Consider the following 21773-nt stretch of genomic DNA (forward strand, 5'->3'; position numbering starts at 1 on the left):
TGTTCCAGCGAACATGAGAAGATTTCCGTAAGCCTTTGATTTGGCTGATCGAATTCATTCGCATGCCAATATCAAAACGATCGATTCGAGCCGTGGCGGAGGAGACATGGCGACACAGGCGACGACTGGCCTGCCGCAGTCCATCGAGGAGACGATGGCGCTGCTCACGGCGCATGACTACCTCGCAGGCACGGCGTTGGCGACGGTGCTGTTCCTGGCGCTCCGGATGAAACGTCCGCTTTTTCTCGAGGGCGAGGCAGGCGTCGGCAAGACCGAGATCGCCAAGGTTCTTGCCAAGGCGCTCGATCGGCCGCTGATCCGGCTGCAGTGCTATGAAGGTCTCGACGTCGCCTCTGCCGTCTACGAATGGAACTATCCGGCGCAGATGCTGGAAATCCGGCTTTCGGAAGCGGCAGGCAAGATCGATCGGAAACGGGTCGAAAGCGACATCTTCTCCGAACGTTTCCTGATCCGCCGTCCTGTTCTACAGGCAATTTCGTCCAGCGCCGGTCGTGCACCCGTCTTTCTGATCGACGAGCTCGACCGGACAGATGAAGCCTTCGAGGCATTCCTGCTCGAAGTTTTGTCCGATTTCCAGGTGACCATTCCGGAACTTGGTACGATCCGGGCGGACGAACCGCCGATCGTGATCATCACCACGAACCGCACCCGCGAGATCCACGACGCGCTCAAGCGCCGCTGTCTCTATCATTGGGTCGATTACCCGAAGGCGGCGCAGGAGCTGGAAATCATCCGCCGCAAGGTTCCCGGCTGCAACGCGATGCTGTCGCGCGAAGTTATCGCCTATGTGCAGCGGCTGCGAACGATCGATCTTTTCAAGAACCCGGGCGTTGCCGAGACGATCGACTGGGCAACGGCGCTGACGGAGCTCGACCGGCTGGCGCTCGATCCGGAAACGATCGCCGACACGCTCGGAACATTGCTCAAGTATCAGGACGACATCGCCAGGATCGAGGGCGCCGAGGGGCGCAAGCTGCTCGCCGAAGTCAAGGCGGAACTGCTGGCGGCGGGTTGAAGATGGAGAAGCGGGGCGAGCACAGCGATAGTGCCATTCTCCCGCCGGCAGGCGAAGGTGACGGGCGCCTTGCCGACAACATCGTCCTTTTCGCACGCGCCCTGCGTCGCGCCGGCATCAAGATCGGACCTGGCGCCATCGCCGATGCCATCGATGCGGTCGCGCTGATCGGGATCGGCGGGCGGGACGCGTTTTACGCGGCACTGCAATGCGTCTTCGTCAAGCGCCACGAGGACCAGCCGGTTTTCGACGAAGCTTTCCGTCTGTTCTGGCGGTCGCGCGGTCTCGTTGAAAAGATGATCGCGATGATGTCGCCGCTGGCGCCGGAGCGCGAGAGTGAGCGACAGCAACGCCGGGCCGGCGAGACACGCGTCAGCGACGCGCTGCTGTCCGGGCACGAGGCAGATCGTCCCGCACGCGAGGAACCCGAGATCGATATCGACGCACGCTTCACGGTTTCGGGCCGCGAATTGCTGCGACGGGCCGATTTCGCGCAGATGAGCGCTGCCGAACTCGCCGAGGCGAAGCGCGCCCTTGCCGCGCTGACGCTGCCGATGGATCGCGTCGTCACCCGCCGCTTCCGACCATCGAAGAGGCAGATCCGCATCGACCCGCGCGCCACCATGCGTGACGCCATGCACTTCGGCGGGGAACTGATCCTGCCGCGCTTCCGGGAGCGGCGTGTGGTGCATCCGCCGCTCGTCGTGCTTGCCGATATCTCCGGCTCGATGAGCCAGTACACCCGCATCTTCCTGCATTTCCTGCACGCGCTGACCGAGGAACGGCGGCGCGTCCACACATTCCTCTTTGGCACCCGGCTCACCAATGTCTCCCGACAGTTGCGCAATCGCGATCCGGATGCGGCGATCGACGACTGTGTGGCCGCGGTCAAGGACTGGTCCGGCGGTACGCGCATTGGCGAAACGCTGCATGAGTTCAACAGACGCTGGTCGCGGCGCGTGCTCGGACAGGGCGCGATCGTGCTGCTGATCACCGATGGGCTGGAGCGTGACGACGTGGGCGACCTCGAGATCGAAATCGACCGGCTGCACCGGTCCTGCCGCCGGCTGATCTGGCTCAATCCGCTGCTGCGCTTCGACGGCTTCGAGGCCCGCGCGCGCGGTGTCAGAGCAATGCTGCCGCATGTTGACGAATTCCGGGCCGTGCACAATCTTGAATCGATTGGAGAACTGGTGAAGGCGCTTTCCGGGCAGGGCTCCCGGCAGGCGGACCCGAGGCGGTTCCTGGGTTCACGGTAATCGTCCGGTGGGAGGGTGGTGGCGACATGCTGGCAGTTGCAAATGTTCTGGATCCGCTCGACATCGCCGAAACCTGGATGAAGGAGGGGCGAAAGGTGGCGATCGCCACCGTGATCGAGACCTGGGGATCGGCCCCACGCCCGGTCGGCAGCCATCTGGTGATCGACGGCGATGGCAATTTTCAGGGCTCCGTTTCCGGCGGCTGCGTCGAAGGCGCCGTCATTACCGAAGCGGCGGACGTGATCGCATCAGGCACGCCGCGGATCCTTGATTTCGGCGTTGCAGACGAAACCGCCTGGCGCGTGGGACTTTCCTGCGGCGGCAGGATCCGCGTCTTCGTTGAACGGGTCGAAGGATAGCTATGGAACGAACGATTCTAGTCGCACTCAATGCGGCGCGCTCGGCGCGTCGGGCCGCCGTCACTCTCAGTGCTCTCGCCGGCGGCCGCAACCAGGTCTATCTTGAAGGCGAAGACTGTCCGGACGTCTGGCGCGTGCCGGTCGCACGCGCCCTGCAATCCGGTAGAGCCGGGATCGTGGAAACGGAGCAGGGCTTCTTCTTCCTCAATGTCTATTTGCCGCCGCCGCGCATTCTCGTCATCGGCGCCGTTCATATTTCGCAGGCCCTGGCCAAACTGGCTCCCGTTGCCGGCTTCGACATGACGATCATCGATCCACGCACCGCCTTCGCAACACCGGAGCGCTTCGCCGGGGTCGATCTTATCGCCGAATGGCCCGAGGATGCTTTGAAGGAAAGGGCGCTCGATCGCTTCACCGCGCTCGTCGCCGTCACCCATGACCCGAAGATCGACGACGAACCGATCCACGCCGCGCTTTCGGCGGGCTGTTTCTACATCGGCGCGCTCGGCAGCCGGAAAACCCACGCGACACGGATCGAGCGGTTGCGGCAGGCAGGTGTTTCCGAGGGTGACATCGCCCGCATTCGCGCACCGATTGGCCTTGATATCGGGGCGGCAAGTCCGGCAGAGATCGCCGTCGCGATCCTCGCCGAGATCATCGAATCACTCCGCCGCCGCGATACCGGCCAGATCCAAGGAGCGATCGCGTGAGGTTCGGACCGGTCAAGACAAGCGATTCGGACGGCGCCATACTGGCGCATTCGGTCAAGCTGAATGAAGCCCGACTGCCGAAAGGCCATCGGCTTTCGCCCACCGATGTCACCGCCCTGATCGCCGGCGGCACGCTGGAGGTGGTCGTTGCCCGCCTGGAGCCCGGCGACCTCATGGAAGACGAGGCCGCAACGCGCATTGCAGCGGCCATCGCACCCGATCACCTGCGTTTCTCCCAGGCAGCAACCGGGCGGGTGAACGTCTACTCTCGCGTTGCCGGTCTCTTCGTCGCGAACCGTCGGACTGTCGATCGGTTGAACCGCATCGATCCGGCGATCACGCTCGCTTGCCTTGCCGACCACGTGCCCGTGCAGGCCGGCGACATGGTGGCGACCATCAAGATCATTCCACTCGCAGTGTCTGCTCAGTTCGTCGAGGAAGCACAGAATCTGCTGAGAGACCACGCTGCGTTCGAAGTGAAACCCTTTTCCGCGCGCCGCGCGGCGCTAATAGCAACTCAGTTGCCAACGCTGAAGCCGCAGGTGATGGACAAGACGAAAGCCATCCTGACGGCTCGCCTGCGGCAATCGGGAAGCGAGCTTCTGACGGAGCGACGTGTCGCGCACACGGAAGGCGCGGTCGCTGCGGCAATCGATGAACTGCAGGCGGATCACGACTTGCTGGTGGTCTTCGGAGCGTCTGCGGTCGCCGATCCGGACGATGTGATTCCCGCAGCCGTCCGTCGCGCGGGCGGTGTCGTAGACCATGTCGGCATGCCCGTCGATCCCGGCAATCTGCTTGTTCTTGGCCGTGTCGGCGAGATCCCGGTGATCGGCGCGCCGGGATGTGCCCGCAGCCCGCGCGAAAACGGCTTCGACTGGATCCTTGATCGTATCCTTGCCGGCGAGTGGCCGAGCTTCGACGACATTACCGGACTGGGGGTCGGTGGCCTGCTGGGCGAAATCCCAACCCGGCCGCAGCCACGTGAAAAAGCAACTTCGTTGCTGGCTGGACCGGTCGAGATTGTGGTTCTCGCCGCCGGCCGTGCCAGCCGGATGGGCACGGACGGCGGACACAAGTTGCTTGCAACCTTTGACGGCGTGCCGCTGGTCCGCCGCAGCGTCGAAGCGGCAATTGCCGCGGCGCCCGGCAGGGTGGTCGTGGTCACCGGCCACCGCGAGGCCGATATCCGCGCCGCGCTGGAGGATCTGCCGGCGAAGCTGGTCTCCAATCCGGATTACCTGTCCGGCATGGCGTCGTCACTGACCACTGGGCTATCCGCAGTCAGTGAGCAGGCCGGCGGCATTTTGGTGATGCTCGCCGATATGCCGGGCGTTACCGGCAGCGATCTACGCAAGCTGCTTGATCGCTTTACTGCCGAAAACGGCCGCGCCGTCATTCGGGCAACCGCCGAGGGGCAACGGGGCAATCCGGTCATCCTGCCGCAACAGACCTTTTCCGCCGTCCGTCAATTGGTTGGAGACGTCGGCGCAAGACACATCATCGAGAAATGCGGCCTGCCGGTCATCGACGTCGAGCTTGGCTCGGCGGCACGACTCGATCTCGACACGCCCGAGCAGATCGTCGCTGCGGGCGGTATCCTGGAGGAATGAACGCGTGGACAATGCTGCCATCGAAGAGATGTTCGAGACGCTGGGGCCGGTGACTATCAAGCGGATGTTCGGCGGCAAGGGTGTCTATTGCCAGGGCATCATCTTCGCGCTCGAAGTGGACGGAGAAATCCTCTTGAAGGGTGATGAGCAGACGGCTCCGACCTTCGAGGCGGCTGGCTCAAGGCAATGGGCCTATGACGGCAAAGGCAAACCGGTAAAGATGCCCTATTGGAGCATCCCGGACGATGCGTTTGACGATCCCGACGAAATGGCGCGCTGGGTGCGGCTTGCCTATGAGGCAGCGTTGCGATCGAAAAAATAGCCCGATCGACCACCTCGGCGGATGCGACCCGCGTCGGCCGCATCACTGGTCGTCGATCGAAGGAATAGGATCGCAGATGCGTGTAGTCGCACGGCCGCCAGTCGCGCGCCTAGTGCTCCAACTTCCGCAGCGCTTCGACCGCGTCAGCCGCAAAGCGTGACAGCGGCTGGGGCAGGGCATCGAGATCGAACCACCCGAGTGCAGAAAGCTTGTGCGGTTCCGTAAGTTCAGGTTCGCCAGCAAAGTCCCGGGACACGTAGATCATCGAGATCCAGTGCTGACGGTCGGCCTCGATCACCTGTTCGCTGAGGCAGAGGAATTCGCTCGAACGGATCTGGAGGCCGCTTTCCTCTTCGGCCTCGCGCCGCGCAGCGGCTTCCGAGCGTTCCATATGGTCGACCTTGCCGCCGACGATGTTCCAGTGCTCGGCTTCGGGCGCGTTCACGCGCCTGTAAAGTAGGATCTTGCCATCGCGCACGATCGCAAGCCCGCAGCCGAAGCCCGGAAAATCGACGCCCGGCAGGCCCATAGGTTTAATCAGGCCTTGCCGGCAATCAGCATGAAGGCAGGGATTTCGTCGCCGAAGCCGACGGGCGTCGGGCCGTCGTCATAGTCGCGGCGGTGACGGTTGCGGCGGTCGCGATTGTCATCATTGGCCGGGTTCGATGCGCGCACCGGACGATCGGCGCGGTTGTTCTGTCCCTGCTTGTTTTCTGCGCTGCGTGCCGGTTTCACCGATTCCGCCCTTTCCGCGACTGTTTCAATTTCGGCCTCACTATCGGCACGCACGGTATCGGATTTATGATCGGAACGGCCCTTCGAGGCACGATCCCCATCTTTTTTCCGGTCCTTGCGACCATCGCGGCCGCGATCACGGCGGCCGGTATCGTGGCTTTCCATCGGCTCAGGCAGATTGGAAAGGTCGCCGTTCAGCCATTCGACCTTCTGGCCGATCAGCTTTTCGATGGCATCGGAGAACTTCGTGTCGCGCTTCGTCACGAGCGTGAAGGAGGCGCCGGAGCGACCGGCACGGCCGGTACGGCCGATACGGTGCACGTAGTCTTCCGCATGAATCGGAACGTCGAAGTTGAAGACGTGGCTGACGTCAGGGATATCGAGACCGCGGGCAGCAACATCGGATGCTACGAGCAGTGTGATGTTGTTGTCCTTGAAGTTGGCCAACATCGTCATACGCGAGCGCTGGTCCATATCGCCATGCAGCGCGCCGACGGAGAAACCGTGGCGGTCAAGCGACCGGAAAAGGTCGGCGACATCCTTCTTGCGATTGCAGAAGATGATCGCGTTCTTCAGGTCGTCCTGGGCGCGAATCAGATCGCGCAGCACGGCGCGCTTCTCGTAATCCTTGGCGTGCGCGGCAACGAAGCGCTGCGTCACCGTCTGTGCCGTGGAGGCCGGGCGGGCGACTTCGACGCGCTCCGGGTTCTGCAGGAAGCGATCGGCGAGCTTCTGGATTTCCGGCGGCATGGTCGCCGAGAAGAACAGCGTCTGGCGCGTGAACGGGATCATCTTGGCGATACGCTCGATATCGGGAATGAAGCCCATGTCGAGCATGCGGTCGGCTTCATCGATGACGAGGATCTCGACGCCGGTCATCAAGAGCTTGCCGCGCTCGAAGTGATCGAGCAGACGGCCGGGCGTGCAGATCAGCACGTCGGCGCCACGCTCGAGCTTGCGATCCTGCTCATCGAACGAAACGCCACCGATCAGAAGCGCGATGTTGAGCTTGTGGTTCTTGCCGTACTTGTCGAAGTTCTCTGCGACCTGGGCGGCAAGCTCGCGCGTCGGCTCCAGGATCAGCGTGCGCGGCATACGTGCGCGTGCGCGGCCCTTTTCGAGCAGCGTCAGCATCGGCAGCACGAACGAAGCCGTCTTGCCCGTACCCGTCTGGGCAATACCCAGAATGTCACGACGCTGCAGCGCCGGCGGGATGGCGCCAGCCTGGATCGGGGTCGGGGTTGTGTAGCCCGCATCGGTGACAGCGGAGAGAACTTTTTGGCTCAGGCCAAGGTCAGCAAAATTGGTCAAAGGGAAATCTGTTTCCGTTCCGGTTCAATAGAACACTGATCGATCGATGGAAAACGCACGAGCACGTGGCCGCGCTCATAAGCTGAACGTCGCTGAAAGTCAAGAAATCCAGCACGTTGAAGCAGCAAAAGGTAAATAGTGGCGAATCTGTCGCATTTCTTGTCAAGCCGCGCAAGACCCGCGGACGGTTCAAATGACCGTCAATTCATGTAGGAGGCGAGCTTCCGGCTGGCATCGATGAACCGCATGGGATCCACCGCTTCGCCGTTCAGGCGGACTTCATAGTGCAGGTGCGGCCCGGTGGAACGGCCCGTATTGCCGGACTTGGCGATGACTTCGCCTTCCTTCACCTGGTCGCCGACCTTCACCAGGACGGCGGAGAGGTGGGCGTATCGGCTCGACACGCCGTTGCCGTGGTCGATCTCGACCATGTTTCCGTAACCGCCGGTCAGGCCGGCATTCGTCACGGTACCAGGTGCGGCCGCGCGGATACGCGTGCCGACCGTCGCACGGAAGTCGATGCCGGCGTGCAGCGCCAGTCGACCGAGGAAAGGATCGAGGCGGTTGCCGAAGTCACTGGTGATATCGCTCGCCGGAGAGGGGTTGCCGAAGGGCAACGTGCGGACCTGCGCTCGTGTCTGCTCCAGCTCCAGAAGAGCCGTGTCCAGAGCGGCCAGCGAGCGGCCGAATTCGTCATCGGTTGCCGGCTCGACGAAAGGGCCGCCGATGGCGCTGTCGGCGGCGTCCGAGGTCGCAGCGGGGACCATTTCGGCGACGTCGCCGACCGGCAGGTCGACGCCGGTCCGGCCGACGATCGAGCGAATCGCATACGATGTCTTTGCCGCGCCGTCGGTCAGTTGTTTCAGGCGCGTCATCTGTTCGAGTTCGACGTCCTTCAGCGACAGTGTCACTTTGGAAAAGATCCGATCGGCGCGATCAGATGTCGATTCGGCCGCGTCGGGCGCAGCGTAGGCGAGGGGAGCGGGGCGGACGGTACCGGTGACCGAGGCCGCGTTCAGCCCCATCAGTTTCTCGATCGCCTTTACGCCGCCGCTGCTGGCGTCAGCTCGCTTCTCATAGGCAAGCGGTTCGATGATCTGGGGTTCATTGCTTTCCGTCGTCAGGCCCGAGCTCTCGGCCCTTTCGACCAGAGCTCCAAGCTTTCCGTTGCGCGAGGTCAGCGCCATCTGTTGGCGCAGCAGTTTCTCGACCTTTTCTTCCACCACCTGCTGGTCGAGGAGTTGCCGGCTGGTGACGCGATCGACCTGCGCCCTCAGCGCCGTGATTCGATCCTCGTATTCGTGCTGCATGCGCGCCTGGCGGGCGATCGTGCCGCCGATGAGATCGTCGCGCAGGACCAGATAGGATGTGGCGGCGAGATAGCCGATGCTGCAGACGCCGGCAAAGGATACCGCCATTGCCGCCATCCAGGGACGTACCGTCATGTGGCGGACCTTGTCGCCACTTGCCAGTATCAGAACGTGATTTTCCTTACGTTTTCCGAAGGCACGATTTGCCGAACGTCCAGACACCCGTTCTCTCCCGCCATGTGCGCGTTGCCTCGCATCACCTGCGGATCATTACACTTCGTTAGGGTTAACAATTGGTAAGGATGATTGCAGGAGCGTGACGCGGCTATCGGTTGGTAGAGGCCGTCATCGAGCGGTAGAAGGACGGTGTCAGCCCGGCCTCGGCGCGGGCAATATCGTTGAACGGCGCCTTCAGCGGTCCACGAAAGTTGGCACGCACGAGCGCCTGGAAGGTCGCTGCGGGATCCTTCTTCTCACGGGCACAGAGAAAGCGAAACCATTTGGCACCGACGGCAACATGGCCTTTCTCGTCTTCGTAGATCACATCCAGCACGGCCGCGCTCTCGAAGTCGCCGGTTTCGCGCATCTTGGCCTGCAGCGCCGGCGTCACGTCGAGGCCGCGCGCTTCGAGAATGAGCGGCACCACGGCAAGCCGCGCCGTCAGGTTGTTGCGGGTATCATGCGCCGCTTGCCAGAGCCCGTCATGGGCGGGCAAGTCGCCATAGTCGGCGCCAAGATCGTTCAGCCGCTGGCGAACCATACGGAAATGCTTGGCCTCCTCGAAGGCGACACGCATCCAGCCGTCGAAGAAAGAATTCGGCACCGGCTCGGTCGCAAAGCGGGCGACGATATCGAGCGCCAGATCGACGGCGTTCAGCTCGATATGGGCAATCGAGTGCAGCAAGGCGATGCGTCCCTTGAGGGACCCGAGCGACCGCCGCTTCACCTGTGTCGGCGGTGTCAGCACCGGCTTGTCCGGCCGCCCGGGGCGGACTGGCACGGGCCTGTCGAGCGGCGAGCGCAGCGACAGGGCGCGGCGCTGCCAGCGTCTTGCCGCTTCCTGCGCAAGCGCCGTCTTGATCTCGAGGTCCGCGGCGCGAATCGCTTCCACGGCTCCGCCCCGCAGGCTGTGAAACACGGGCAATTCGGTCATGGGGTTCCTCAGAGGGCCTTTGCGGCGGCCAAGACCTCCTGGGCGTGACCGTCAACCTTCACCTTTTCCCAGACCCTGACAACGACGCCGTCGGCGCCGATCAGGAAGGTGCTGCGTTCGACGCCCATGTATTTGCGGCCATACATCATCTTCTCGACCCAGACGCCATACGCGGTCACCACCGCCTTTTCCTCGTCGGCGGCGAGTGTCACCGTGAGGTTGTGCTTCTTGGCGAAGCGATCGTGCTTTTTCACCGAATCAGGCGAAAGGCCGATCAGCGTGATGCCGGCTGCCGCAAACTCTTCGGCAAGCTCGGAGAACGAGATCGCCTCCAGCGTGCAGGCCTGCGTATCGTCCTTCGGGTAGAAGAACAGCACTACGGGTCGGCCGCGAAACGCGGACAGCGAAATCGTGCCGCCGCCATCGCGCGGCAGCGTGAAGTCGGGAGCGACATCTCGGGGAACGGGTCTTGCCATGATTAAACCTTCCTTCGGCCAAGTTTTCCAGACAATCCGACGCTATTGCACGTCTCCCTTGGTCGTCGCCGAGTAAAGGGTAAAACATGCAATAACTCAAAGTTCTACAGCGACTTTTGCGCACCTTGGAAGGCGCGCGGCGCTGTAGGGCATATCGAAATTCGTCGACCGCCGTCCAGCGCATTTGTGCTAGATTCGACAGGTTTCGGACGGCACGCGCCGCTACGAAACGTTGCAGTCGTTCGCTTAGCGCGATTCCGGTTGCAGGTGGTGGCTGTCCACAGCATGGTCCCGCGTCTCATGGTGACTCTGCACGGCGACATGTGGTCTACAAGAAACGAGAAACCGCCGCCCGCAACGACTGACAAGTAGGACGCGGCGAAGGGCTCGTATCGAACGGAGGACGTCCGCGCTGATGAGTGATATCCGCGGCGAAAAAGTCGGCTTTCGCAAGAAAGACATCGTCGCGTTGCATGCGTTGCCTTCGGCGCAGGCACACGATCCTATTATCGTGCACGCACCACGCAAGAGCGCGCCCCTGCGCCTCTGTGCCAAGATTGCCCTTTCCATATCGCTGCTCGCCCTCATCCTAGGGGCGATCCTCGTGACCGTGATCGAAAGCGGCATGATGGACAGCACGCTGAACGCGCGTGCGCGGGCCGCCCTCAATTCGGCGCTCGGAAACGCCTATCACGCCGATGTCGGCAGCACGGTTGTCCGCATGACGGCAAGCGGCGCAATTGCGCTCAAGGCGCGCGAAGTGGAGCTCAGCGAGGCGACATCCGGGCAGCCCGTTGCGAAGCTGCGCTCGATCTCGATCGCGCTCGAACCGCTGGCGCTGCTGACCGGTCACATCGCCGTTTCGCGGCTCGAAGCGGAAGGCGGCGATTTCGATACCGGGCTCCTTCCTCGAGGCGAACCGCTCGATCTCACCAAGATCCGCATCGCCGATGTCGGCCAGGCCCTTGAAGCCCTGTTTTCCCATGTCGACCGCATGTCGCAGATGGCGGCCGGACGCGGCAACCAGACCGTAACGCTCTCCGATTTCAGTTTTTCCGTCGTCGGCTCCCGCAACCGCGTCGTTCCCGTCGTCGCCTCCGCGCTCGAATTCAACCGCGATGCCAGCGGCTCCATGAGCGTGAAAGGCAGCGCCTCCGTCGATGGCGTCGAGGTCGATCTCACCGCCGACGCGCTCGGGCAGAAGGGGCACGTCACGGGTTTTGAGGCAGCGATCACCAACCTGCCGCTTGCGCCGTTCTTCTATCACGGCAAGTCCGGTGCTGAGCAGGCGTTCGGCATCGACGCAACGGCAGGGCTGACACTGAAGGCGACGCGGGCCGCGGGCGAAGCAAAGCCGGATCTGCGCGTGGCGGTGCGCACCTCCAAGGGTGCGTTCCATGCCGGCGGCCTCATCTCGACGCTCAATCCATCACAGATGGACATCGCCTATGATTTCGAGCGCTCCTCGGTCGAGATCCTGCCGTCGGCCGTCAAGATCGGCCGTTCGACCTTTCCGTTCACCGGCGCGATCATCGACCTCGACAAGCTCTCGGGCGCCACGGAAAAAGGGTTCGCGATCGATCTTCTCCTGAAGAACGCCAGTTCGGCCCCGGAGGACGTCACAGAGCAGCCGCTGATCTTCGATGCCAAGGCGAGCGGCCGGTTCACATCGGACACCCACCGGCTGATCTTCGATCAACTCGCAGTCTCGAGTCCGCTCGGCTCGATGTACGGTTCACTTTCAGTCGCCTTCGGCAAGACCTCGCCACAGATCAGCTTTGCCGCCGTCAGCGATCGCATGGAGGCGAGGGCCGTCAAGCAGTTGTGGCCGTGGTGGCTCGCCAAGGGCGCCCGCCGCTGGGCGATCGGCAACCTCTTCGGCGGCATCGTCACCAACGCCCGCATCGAAGTGTCGGTTGCCGAGGGTCGGATTGCCAACAATGAGGGGGAGTTGAAGCTCAACGAGCAGGAGCTCAACATCAACTTCGACATCGACGACACGCGCATCAACATAACGGGCGAGATACCGCCGTTGCGCGACACGTCCGGCAAGTTCAAGCTGAGCGGACAGCGCATGACAGTCGACGTTGGGCGGGGCACTGCCTATTTTCCGTCGGGACGATCCGTGGCGCTCAATGGCGGCGACTTCATCCTTCCCGATGTCTACACCAAGCCGCTAATGGCGGAAATGAAGATCGAGGTGGGTGGCGAGGCTGATGCGATCGCCGAGCTCGTCAGCTACAAACCGATCCAGGCGCTGCAGAAAACGAAATTGTCGCCGGAGGATTTCAGTGGCCCCCTGACGGCTGTCGTCGGTGCACGCTTCGGCCTGATCTCCGACCAGAAGCCACCGAAGCCGCTCTACCAGGTGGAAATGCAGCTCGACAAGGTCAGCGTCAACAAGGCGCTCGAAGGGCGCCCTGTGACCGATCTGGTGGGGACGTTCCGCGTCGACAATCAGCAGGCGGTGCTGGACGCCGATGCGAAAATCGAAGGCGCAAAGGTCAAGGTCGCACTGACCGAGCCGGTCGATGCGGGTTCGACCGTGAAGCGCTCGCGCCATATCTCGGGCACACTGGAAGACGGTGTCTGGCAAAAAATCACGTCGGGTCCCTCCAAGATCATCTCCGGACCGATCACGGTCGACGTCGCCATCGATGAGACCGGCAAGCAGAAGGTGAAGGTCGGCCTTACCAAGGCGGCATTGTCGCTGCCCTGGATCGGCTGGAGCAAGGGTGTCGGAATTCCGGCCGAGGCGCAGTTCACGTCGAGCATGGACGGCGATTTGGCCACAATCAGCGATTTCGCCGTTGCTGGCGACGGTTTCGGCGCGCGCGGCAATCTGCAGGTGGACAATAGCGGCCTCGTATCCGCCGATCTCAATAATGTCCGTCTGGCACAAGGTGACGACTTCAAGGTTTCAGTCGATCGCGGCAAGGGCGGCTATACGGCCAAGCTCACCGGCGCGGCTGCAGACATCAGGCCGATCCTCGCGCAGATAAAGGCGGGAAGCGACCAGAACCAGGGCGGCAGTGACGATATCACCGTGAAGGCCCAGCTCGATCGCATTACCGGCTTCAACGGCGAATCCCTGTCGAACGTGAACCTTGTCTATGCGGAACGTGGAAGCCAGATCGAGGACGTCAACCTTTCTGCCGTCACCGGCAGCGGTCAAGCGCTCGTTGCCCGGATCGCCAAGGCCGGTGCCGACAACACGCTGGAACTGACGACAGGCGATGCCGGCGCGCTGGCGCGCTTTGCCGATATCTACCAGAACATGCGCGGCGGCCTGCTCAATCTCAAGCTGCGCGACCGAGGTGGGCGCTCCTGGCGGGGCAGCGTCGATATCCGCAAGTTCCAACTGGTCGGCGAACAGCGGCTCCAATCGATGGTGTCGACGCCAACGGGCGCCGATGGACGAAGCCTCAACCAGGCCGTCCGCCGCGACATCGACGTGAGTTCGGCCCGCTTCGAGCGCGGCTTCGCGCAGCTTGCGCTCGACCGCGGTGCGATCCGCGTCGATGGCGGCGTGCTCCGCGGGACCGATGTCGGCGCGACTTTCCAGGGGACTGTACGCGACGGCAACGGCATCATGGACATGACCGGCACCTTCATGCCGGCCTACGGCCTGAACCGCATTTTCGGCGAACTGCCATTGATCGGCGCATTGCTGGGCAATGGTCGTGACCGTGGCCTGCTCGGCATCACCTTCAAGCTCAACGGCCCCTTCAACCAGCCGAAGCTGACGATCAACCCCTTGTCGATCATCGCGCCGGGCGTCTTCCGCAGCATCTTCGAATTCCAATGAAAAAGGCCGGCGCTAAGGCCGGCCTGTCGATCGTTGTTTGATGCGCCGACTTTAGGCCGGGCGCACCAGAATGTGCTTCTTCTTGCCGAGCGACAGCTTGACGACATTGTCGGCGGTCACGTCGCCGGTACCGATCAGCCGGCGCTCGTCGCTGACGGCCTCATCGTTGATCCTGATGGCACCGCCCTGGACGTGACGACGGGCTTCGCCATTGGAAGCGGCAAGGCCGGCGCGCACGATCAACGTCAGCAGGCCAAGGCCGGCTTCGAGATCTGCGGTCGGAATTTCGACCGAAGGCAAGTCGTCGGCAAGCGCACCTTCCTCGAAGGTCTTGCGCGCCGTCTCCGCCGCCTGCTCGGCCGCCGGGCGGCCGTGCAGCATGGCGGTGATTTCCGTTGCGAGGATCTTCTTGACCTCGTTGATCTCCGAGCCGCCAAGCTTCGAGAGACGCTCGATCTCCGCCATCGGCAGCGTCGTGTAGAGCTTCAGGAAGCGGGTAACGTCGGCGTCCTCGGTATTTCTCCAGTACTGCCAGAAGTCATAGGCCGACAGCATGTCCGGGTTCAGCCAGATAGCGCCGTTGACCGACTTGCCCATCTTGGCGCCCGACGACGTCGTCAAAAGCGGCGAGGTCAGCGCGTAAAGCTGCTCGGTGCCCATGCGGTGGCCGAGGTCGATGCCGTTGATGATGTTGCCCCACTGGTCCGAGCCGCCCATCTGCAAGCGGCAGCCGGTGCGCTTGTGCAACTCCACGAAGTCGTAGGCCTGGAGGATCATGTAGTTGAATTCGAGGAACGACAGTGACTGCTCGCGATCAAGCCGCGTCTTGACGCTGTCGAAGGACAGCATGCGGTTGACCGAGAAGTGGCGGCCGACGTCGCGCAGGAATTCGAGGTAGTTGATACCGAGCAGCCAGTCGGCGTTGTTGATCATCAACGCGTCCTTCGGGCCTTCGCCATAGGTAAGGTAGTTGGAAAAGACCGTCTTGATGCTGGCGATGTTGGCTTCGATCGTCGCCGGCGTCATCAATTGCCGCGCTTCATCCTTGAAGGAGGGATCACCGACCATGCCGGTGCCGCCGCCCATCAGCGAGATCGGCTGATGGCCTGTCGCCTGCATCCAGTGCAGCATCATGATCTGAATGAGACCGCCGGCATGAAGGCTCGGTGCCGTTGGATCGAAGCCGATATAGGCCGTCACGGTTTCCTTGCGGAACAGTTCATCCAGGCCCGACTCGTCGGAGATCTGGTGGATGAAGCCACGCTCGCTGAGGGTGTGAAGGAAATCGGACTTGAAACCGGACATGATCTGTCTCTCTTGCGGGGAAGTTTTTGAACGAACGGGCGTTTAGCACTGTTTCCGCGCATAATCACTTCAAAAGTGATTCTGGAAATATTGACGGCATGACACAGACAAGAACGGCAATCGGCCTGATGAGCGGCACCAGCATGGACGGCATCGATGTCGCTTTGCTGAGGACCGACGGCGACGCGATCGTCGAGCGCGGCCCCTCTGCCGGCTATGCCTATGACGCCCGCTTCCGCGACCGGCTGAAACAGGGATTGGACGAGGCGAAGACCATCACGCAGCGGGACCAAAGGCCCGGAGCGCTGTCGGAGCTCGAGCGCGACCTGACGCTACGTCATGCCGAAGCGGTCAAGGCCTTCCTGCAGCATAACAGCCTGAAGCCGGCTGATATCGATGTGATCGGCTTTCACGGGCAAACCGTACTGCATCGCCCCGACGAAGCCCTGACCGTGCAGATCGGCGACGGCGCGCTGCTTGCCAACGAAACCGGCATCGACGTCGTCTACGATATGCGAGCCAACGACATGGTGCATGGCGGGCAGGGCGCGCCACTGATCCCGGCCTACCACGCTGCTCTGGCGCGGAGCGCGGCCGGGCTTGCGGCGCCAGTCGTCTTCGTCAATATCGGCGGTATTTCCAACCTGACCTTCATCGGCACTGGGGAGACGCTGGTTGCCTATGACAGCGGCCCCGGCAACACGCTGATCGATCAATGGGTCGAGGCACATGCCGGCATTCCCTACGACCAGGGCGGCATGATCGCGAGCGAAGGCACCGTTCTGCCCGATCTCGCATCACGTTACCTCGCCAGTCCTTTCTTCACCGCCAAGCAACGCCGCTCGCTCGACAGAAACGATTTCGCGCCGCCGTCGGGAAGCGACGCCGGCCTGGCCGACGGCGCCCGTACGCTTGCCCATGTAACGGCAGCAGCCATTCTCAAATCCGCCGGGCATTTGCCGCAGCGACCGTCCACCTACATCGTTTGCGGCGGGGGCCGCCTCAACCCGGTGATCATGCGCGACCTCGCGGCGCTGGCGAAGGAGACGGGCGCCGTGGTGCTACCGGCGGAGGATGCCGGCTTCAACGGCGATTCCATGGAGGCCGAGGCCTGGGCTTACCTCGCAGTGCGCTCCTTGAGGGGGTTACCTCTCACCTATCCAGGCACGACGGGGGTCCGTCAGCCTGTCACGGGCGGAAAACAAGCTGCCAGACGTGCTCGCTGAAAGGCCCGAAACGGTGTATCGTATCCACCGAACGGATTAATCAATTCTTCGCATCGGCCAATTAGGATCGGCATCCGCTACCACCGGTGGTGGCGAAAGGCGGCTCGCCGCAATACGAAGGTTTCGGGTTCTTCGATGGGTGGTGCGCTTTCTCTGCTGGCTGTGAACTTCATCATTGCGCAGATTTTCACGGCCGCATTCCTCACCATCGCTGCAAAAAGCCGCCAGCGCCGCGCGGCCCTGTGGTGTGCCGCCGGTTTCGCGGTCGCCTCGCTTGCGGCCGTTTGCGAAGCAATCGTTCCTTTCTCATCCACGCCGCGGCTCTTTGCGATCGGAGCCTTCGCCTGCATGCTCGGCGGCTTCTGCCTGCTGCGGTTCGGGCTCGGTCTCTTCTATGAGATCCCGGTGCGCTGGCCAGTGCTGGGCGCATGCTTTATCGCCGGTGTCGCGTTGGATGTGGCGATTTTCGATCTGCCGCGCGGCACCTGGCAGCATGCCATTCCCTACCAACTACCCTTCTTCCTGATCCAGATGTGGACCGCGTCCGTGGTGCTGCGTTCAGGACGTCGCTCGTTCTTCGACTGGCTGCTTTTCGGCCTGCTGGCACTCTGCTCGCTCTATTATCTCGTGAAGATCTATGCGGCCGTGGCCGCCGGCTCTGGCGCCTCCGCTCAAGATTACGTTTCGAGCCCGTTCGCGCTCATTTCCCAGGCACTCGGTGCGATGTTGATCGTCGGAGCAGGACTTGCGATGCTCGGCGTGATGGTCAAGGACATCATCGACGATGTGCAGGCCCGTTCGGAAATCGACCTGCTTTCAGGGCTCTACAATCGCCGTGGCTTTATGGATCGCGTCATGCCGCTCTTGCATGCGCGTGCCACCCAGACGCCAGGCACACTTATTCTCGCCGACCTCGATCGCTTCAAGCTGGTCAACGACACCTATGGCCATCTTGCCGGTGACGAGGTGATCCGTCGCTTTGCGCGGGTGCTGATGGACGTCATGCCGAACCGTGCCGTGGCCGGTCGCCTTGGCGGTGAGGAATTCGCAGTGTTCTTGCCCTGTACCGACCTGTCGGAAGCCCGCGTCGTCGCCCATGGCATGCGCGCTGCCATCATGTCCCAGCAGATCGCCGGCTTGCCGGAAGCAGCGCGTGTAACGGCGAGCTTCGGCGTCACCACCGCCGGTAGCGGCGAGGCCCTTGATCCCGTCATGCAGCGCGCCGACAAGGCTCTCTACTCAGCCAAGGCAAATGGAAGAAACCGCGTCGAGTGYGCGGATGCGCCGACCAACACCGTCGTCAATCCGACTGTGCCGCAGTGGATCAGCCGCCCGCAAGGCTAGCCTGAAACGAAAAGAGCCGCGCGATCCGAAGACCGCACGGCTCTGTTGTTCAATCGACCAACCGATCAGCGAATGCGCTTGGCAGCCGGCTCCGGCGTCAGCTCGCCGTTGAGGCGACGGTCGAGGTAGTCCTCGCATTCCGTCATCAGGCCGTCGACCTGGCCGTTGAAGAAGTGGTTGGCGCCGGGAACGGTGCGATGGGTGATCAGAATGCCCTTCTGCGCCTTCAGCTTTTCGACGAGACCGTTGACGTCCTTCTCCGGCGCGACCTTGTCGGAATCGCCGTTGATGATCAGGCCCGAGGACGGGCAGGGTGCCAGGAACGAGAAGTCGTAGATGTTCGGCTGCGGTGCCACGGCCATGAAGCCTTCGATCTCCGGGCGGCGCATCAAGAGCTGCATGCCGATCCAGGCGCCGAAGGAATAGCCAGCAACCCAGCAGCTCTTGGAGTCCGGATGCAGGCTCTGCACCCAGTCGAGCGCCGATGCCGCGTCCGAGAGCTCTCCGGCGCCATGGTCGAACTCACCCTGGCTGCGACCGATGCCGCGGAAATTGAACCGGAGCGTGGTGAAGCCGCGCTTCTGGAACATGTAGAAGAGCTGGTAGACGATCTGGTTGTTCATCGTGCCGCCAAACTGCGGATGCGGGTGCAGGATGATGGCGATCGGTGCGCTCTTCTGCTTCGAAGGCTGATAGCGGCCTTCGAGGCGGCCAGCGGGTCCGTTGAAGATGATTTCGGGCATTGGTTCTCCGGGAGTGTTCCTGGTTCGAATCTTGGGTTCAGATCGCGATCAGTCTTGACGAAAGCAGTCAGCTTTTCTAAAACCTAGTTTAGAACCGTTCAAAACTTCTGTGCGGGCATTCCGCCTTGTGCTTCGTCTCATAAGGCAAGCGACGCGGAAAATTCAAGGAAAATGCATCGCCAGAGGTTGCCGGGTCGCAGCCTGTTGTTCTAGCGAAGGAAATCATGTCGAGTTCGCGCATCTACATGGACTGGAACGCCACGGCGCCGCTTCTGAGCGAAGCGCGCGAGGCCTGCCTGTTCGCGCTCGACCTTGTCGGCAACCCTTCTTCCGTCCATGGCGAGGGCCGTGCGCTGCGCACGCTCATCGAGAATGCCCGCCGCGATGTGGCCGGCCTTTGCGGCGCAAAACCTGCGAGCGTCATCTTTACTAGCGGCGCCACGGAAGCAGCGAATCTTGTGCTGACGCCCGATTTCCGCATGGGGCGCACACCGCTGAAGATCGGCCGGCTCTATGCCTCGGCTATCGAACATCCGGCGGTACGCGAAGGCGGGCGGTTCCCGCGCGATGCCGTCAGCGAAATCCCCGTGACCTCCGCGGGAATCATCGACCTTCAGGCGCTTCGGGACATGTTGGCAGCGCATGATCGCCAGCTGGGCTTGCCGATGGTTGCCGTCATGCTGGTCAACAACGAGACCGGTATCATCCAACCGATTGCCGAGATCGCCGAGATCGTTCGTGCCCATGGCGGCATTCTCGTCGTTGACGCGGTTCAGGCCGCCGGCCGCGTGCCGCTCTCGATCGAAGAACTCGGCGCCGATTTCCTCATTGTCTCTTCGCACAAGATCGGTGGCCCAAAGGGCGCCGGCGCGCTGGTGGCGCGCGGCGAGGTGATGATGCCCGCACCGCTAATCCGCGGCGGCGGACAGGAGAAGGGCCATCGTTCGGGCACTGAAAATCCGGTGGCAATTGCTGGCTTCGCCGCGGCCGCCAGGATCGCCGGCGAAGGCGTCGGCCAGCGGATGAGCGCGATTGCCGCGCTGCGCGACAAGCTCGAAGGCGACATGCTGGCAGCGGCTGGCGATGTGGTCATACACGGTCGCGACGTTTCGCGCGTCGGCAACACGACATTCTTCACGCTTCCTGGCCTGAAAGCGGAAACGGGACAGATCGCCTTCGATCTCGAAGGGGTGGCGCTTTCGGCCGGATCGGCTTGCTCGTCCGGCAAGGTCGGGCAGAGCCACGTGCTGACGGCGATGGGTTACGATCCGCGCCAGGGTGCGCTGCGGATCTCGATCGGCGAGGCGACGACGGCGGCCGAAATCGAGCGTTGCGCCGCCGCCTTTGCAAAGGTAGCAGCAAGACGCCGTGCATCGGGGCAAGCCGCCTGAGGCGGAGCGAATGGATGAAATTGCGGAAAAGCAATTTTCCGCTTGGCAAACAGGGTGAAAAGCGCCTTTTAGCCATTACATAAGCGGTGCGCCGAGCGCATCGTGTTTACAAGCTGCCGGACCTTGGATCCGGCAAGATTGGAGAACGACATGCCTGCCGTGCAGGAGACCATTGATCAGGTCCGTCAGATCGACGTCGACCAGTACAAATACGGCTTTGAGACCACCATCGAAGTCGAGAAGGCCCCGAAGGGTCTTTCGGAAGATATCATTCGCTTCATCTCCGCAAAGAAGAGCGAGCCGGAATGGATGCTTGAGTGGCGTCTGGAGGCCTATCGCCGCTGGCTGACGCTCGAAGAGCCGACCTGGGCGCGCGTCAGCTATCCGAAGATCGACTTCAACGAGATCTACTACTACGCCGCTCCCAAGGGCGTGACCGGTCCGAAGTCGCTCGACGAAGTCGACCCCGAAATCCTCAAGGTCTACGAGAAGCTCGGCATTCCGCTGAAGGAACAGGAAATCCTGGCGGGCGTGCAGAAGTCGAAGATCGCCGTCGACGCCGTGTTCGACAGCGTCTCGGTCGTCACCACCTTCAAGGAAGAGCTGAAGAAGGCCGGCGTGATCTTCATGTCGATCTCCGAGGCGATCCGCGAACATCCGGACCTCGTGAAGAAGTATCTCGGCTCCGTCGTACCGACGACCGACAACTACTATGCGACGCTGAACTCCGCGGTCTTCACCGATGGCTCCTTCGTCTTCGTGCCGAAGGGCGTTCGTTGCCCGATGGAACTGTCGACCTACTTCCGCATCAACGAGAAGAACACGGGCCAGTTCGAGCGCACGCTGATCATCGCCGAAGACGGCGCCTACGTGTCCTATCTCGAAGGCTGCACGGCGCCGCAGCGCGACGAGAACCAGCTTCACGCTGCCGTCGTCGAACTGGTTGCGCTCGACGATGCCGAGATCAAGTATTCGACGGTGCAGAACTGGTATCCGGGCGACAAGGAAGGCAAGGGCGGCATCTACAACTTCGTCACCAAGCGTGGCGATTGCCGTGGCAAGAATTCCAAGATCTCCTGGACGCAGGTCGAAACCGGCTCGGCGATCACCTGGAAATATCCGTCCTGCATCCTGCGCGGCGACGGTTCGCGCGGCGAGTTCTACTCGATCGCCGTTTCGAACGGTCACCAGCAGATCGATAGCGGCACCAAGATGATCCACCTCGGCAAGAACACGTCGAGCCGCATCGTCTCCAAGGGCATCGCTGCCGGCGTTTCGGAAAACACCTATCGCGGCCAGGTTTCGGCCCACCGCAAGGCTGAGAATGCCCGCAACTTCACCCAGTGCGACTCGCTGCTGATCGGCGACAAGTGCGGCGCGCATACCGTGCCCTACATCGAGGCGAAGAACTCGACGGCACAGTTCGAGCACGAGGCGACGACCTCCAAGATCTCCGAGGACCAGCTGTTCTATTGCCTGCAGCGCGGCATCCCGACGGAAGCGGCGATCGCGCTGATCGTCAACGGCTTCGTCAAGGAAGTGATCCAGGAGCTGCCGATGGAGTTCGCTGTCGAAGCGCAGAAGCTGATCGGCATCTCGCTCGAAGGCTCGGTCGGCTAAGGCCCTGAACTGAATATTTAATGGCGCGCACGATGTTGCGCCCGAACACAAA

18 protein-coding genes are annotated in these 21773 nt (G+C 62.4%); 11 read left to right on the plus strand and 7 right to left on the minus strand.

Going from position 1 to position 21773, the window contains the following annotated elements:
- Nucleotides 1-106: 106 nt before the first annotated feature.
- Genes AB4Z53_RS14260 through AB4Z53_RS14285 form a run of 6 tightly spaced genes read left to right on the plus strand, consistent with a single transcriptional unit; the run spans nt 107 to nt 5299 of the window.
- Nucleotides 107-1036: an AAA family ATPase gene (locus AB4Z53_RS14260; protein ID WP_441596383.1), complete on the plus strand. Its 930-nt coding sequence runs from the start codon at nt 107-109 to the stop codon at nt 1034-1036.
- Between the two features lie 2 nt (nt 1037-1038).
- Complete coding sequence (locus AB4Z53_RS14265) at nt 1039-2295, plus strand: vWA domain-containing protein (RefSeq protein WP_441596384.1); 1257 nt, start codon at nt 1039-1041, stop codon at nt 2293-2295.
- A gap of 26 nt (nt 2296-2321) precedes the next feature.
- Nucleotides 2322-2654 (plus strand): XdhC family protein, encoded by a 333-nt coding sequence (locus AB4Z53_RS14270; RefSeq protein WP_441596385.1) that lies wholly within the window; start codon nt 2322-2324, stop codon nt 2652-2654.
- Between the two features lie 2 nt (nt 2655-2656).
- Entirely contained in the window at nt 2657-3364 is a 708-nt protein-coding gene (locus AB4Z53_RS14275) for an XdhC family protein (protein WP_441596386.1), read from the plus strand.
- Nucleotides 3361-4977: an NTP transferase domain-containing protein gene (locus AB4Z53_RS14280; protein ID WP_441596387.1), complete on the plus strand. Its 1617-nt coding sequence runs from the start codon at nt 3361-3363 to the stop codon at nt 4975-4977. The genes AB4Z53_RS14275 and AB4Z53_RS14280 overlap by 4 nt, the downstream gene beginning before the upstream one ends.
- 4 nt (nt 4978-4981) lie before the next feature.
- The gene (locus tag AB4Z53_RS14285; protein ID WP_113540022.1) at nt 4982-5299 is read left to right on the plus strand and encodes a TfoX/Sxy family protein; all 318 of its coding nucleotides are present in this window, start codon (nt 4982-4984) and stop codon (nt 5297-5299) included.
- Between the two features lie 109 nt (nt 5300-5408).
- Here the strand turns inward: AB4Z53_RS14285 and AB4Z53_RS14290 are convergent, their stop codons facing one another.
- From AB4Z53_RS14290 to AB4Z53_RS14310, 5 genes are all read right to left on the minus strand, one after another.
- Complete coding sequence (locus tag AB4Z53_RS14290; protein ID WP_441596388.1) at nt 5409-5828, minus strand: NUDIX domain-containing protein; 420 nt, start codon at nt 5826-5828, stop codon at nt 5409-5411.
- An 8-nt stretch (nt 5829-5836) separates the two neighbouring features.
- Nucleotides 5837-7345 (minus strand): DEAD/DEAH box helicase, encoded by a 1509-nt coding sequence (locus AB4Z53_RS14295; protein WP_291154908.1) that lies wholly within the window; start codon nt 7343-7345, stop codon nt 5837-5839.
- Nucleotides 7346-7545: 200 nt separating this feature from the next.
- On the minus strand, nt 7546-8877 hold the full coding sequence (locus AB4Z53_RS14300; RefSeq protein ID WP_441596389.1) for a M23 family metallopeptidase: 1332 nt from the start codon (nt 8875-8877) through the stop codon (nt 7546-7548).
- Between the two features lie 103 nt (nt 8878-8980).
- Nucleotides 8981-9808, minus strand: coding sequence for a ferritin-like domain-containing protein (locus AB4Z53_RS14305; protein WP_113540018.1), 828 nt, complete (start codon nt 9806-9808; stop codon nt 8981-8983).
- Between the two features lie 8 nt (nt 9809-9816).
- On the minus strand, nt 9817-10284 hold the full coding sequence (locus AB4Z53_RS14310) for a peroxiredoxin (protein WP_441596390.1): 468 nt from the start codon (nt 10282-10284) through the stop codon (nt 9817-9819).
- Between the two features lie 415 nt (nt 10285-10699).
- Here AB4Z53_RS14310 and AB4Z53_RS14315 point away from each other — a divergent pair, with 415 nt between their 5' ends.
- Nucleotides 10700-14092: a YhdP family protein gene (locus AB4Z53_RS14315; protein WP_441596391.1), complete on the plus strand. Its 3393-nt coding sequence runs from the start codon at nt 10700-10702 to the stop codon at nt 14090-14092.
- Between the two features lie 51 nt (nt 14093-14143).
- On the opposite strand, the gene tyrS is transcribed toward AB4Z53_RS14315, so the two are convergent.
- Complete coding sequence (gene tyrS / locus AB4Z53_RS14320; RefSeq protein WP_113540015.1) at nt 14144-15397, minus strand: tyrosine--tRNA ligase; 1254 nt, start codon at nt 15395-15397, stop codon at nt 14144-14146.
- Between the two features lie 98 nt (nt 15398-15495).
- Between tyrS and AB4Z53_RS14325 the strand changes: the two genes are divergently transcribed.
- On the plus strand, nt 15496-16623 hold the full coding sequence (locus tag AB4Z53_RS14325) for an anhydro-N-acetylmuramic acid kinase (RefSeq protein WP_441596392.1): 1128 nt from the start codon (nt 15496-15498) through the stop codon (nt 16621-16623).
- 135 nt (nt 16624-16758) lie between these two features.
- Nucleotides 16759-17967 carry a diguanylate cyclase gene (locus tag AB4Z53_RS14330; RefSeq protein ID WP_441596393.1) on the plus strand — a complete coding sequence of 403 codons (1209 nt, stop codon included), beginning with the start codon at nt 16759-16761 and terminating at the stop codon, nt 17965-17967.
- A gap of 65 nt (nt 17968-18032) precedes the next feature.
- Here AB4Z53_RS14330 and AB4Z53_RS14335 read toward each other — a convergent pair whose 3' ends face one another.
- Complete coding sequence (locus tag AB4Z53_RS14335) at nt 18033-18710, minus strand: alpha/beta hydrolase (protein ID WP_113540012.1); 678 nt, start codon at nt 18708-18710, stop codon at nt 18033-18035.
- A gap of 224 nt (nt 18711-18934) precedes the next feature.
- On the opposite strand from AB4Z53_RS14335, the gene AB4Z53_RS14340 reads away from it, so the two are divergent.
- Together AB4Z53_RS14340 and sufB are read left to right on the plus strand one after the other, a co-directional pair.
- Nucleotides 18935-20101: a cysteine desulfurase family protein gene (locus AB4Z53_RS14340; protein ID WP_441596394.1), complete on the plus strand. Its 1167-nt coding sequence runs from the start codon at nt 18935-18937 to the stop codon at nt 20099-20101.
- A gap of 150 nt (nt 20102-20251) precedes the next feature.
- Nucleotides 20252-21721, plus strand: coding sequence for a Fe-S cluster assembly protein SufB (sufB, locus tag AB4Z53_RS14345; RefSeq protein WP_291154925.1), 1470 nt, complete (start codon nt 20252-20254; stop codon nt 21719-21721).
- The last annotated feature ends 52 nt before the right edge of the window (nt 21722-21773 follow it).

Origin of the sequence: Ensifer sp. 2TAB8, from assembly GCF_052115125.1 — a bacterium.
In the GTDB taxonomy this organism is placed as follows: domain Bacteria; phylum Pseudomonadota; class Alphaproteobacteria; order Rhizobiales; family Rhizobiaceae; genus Ensifer.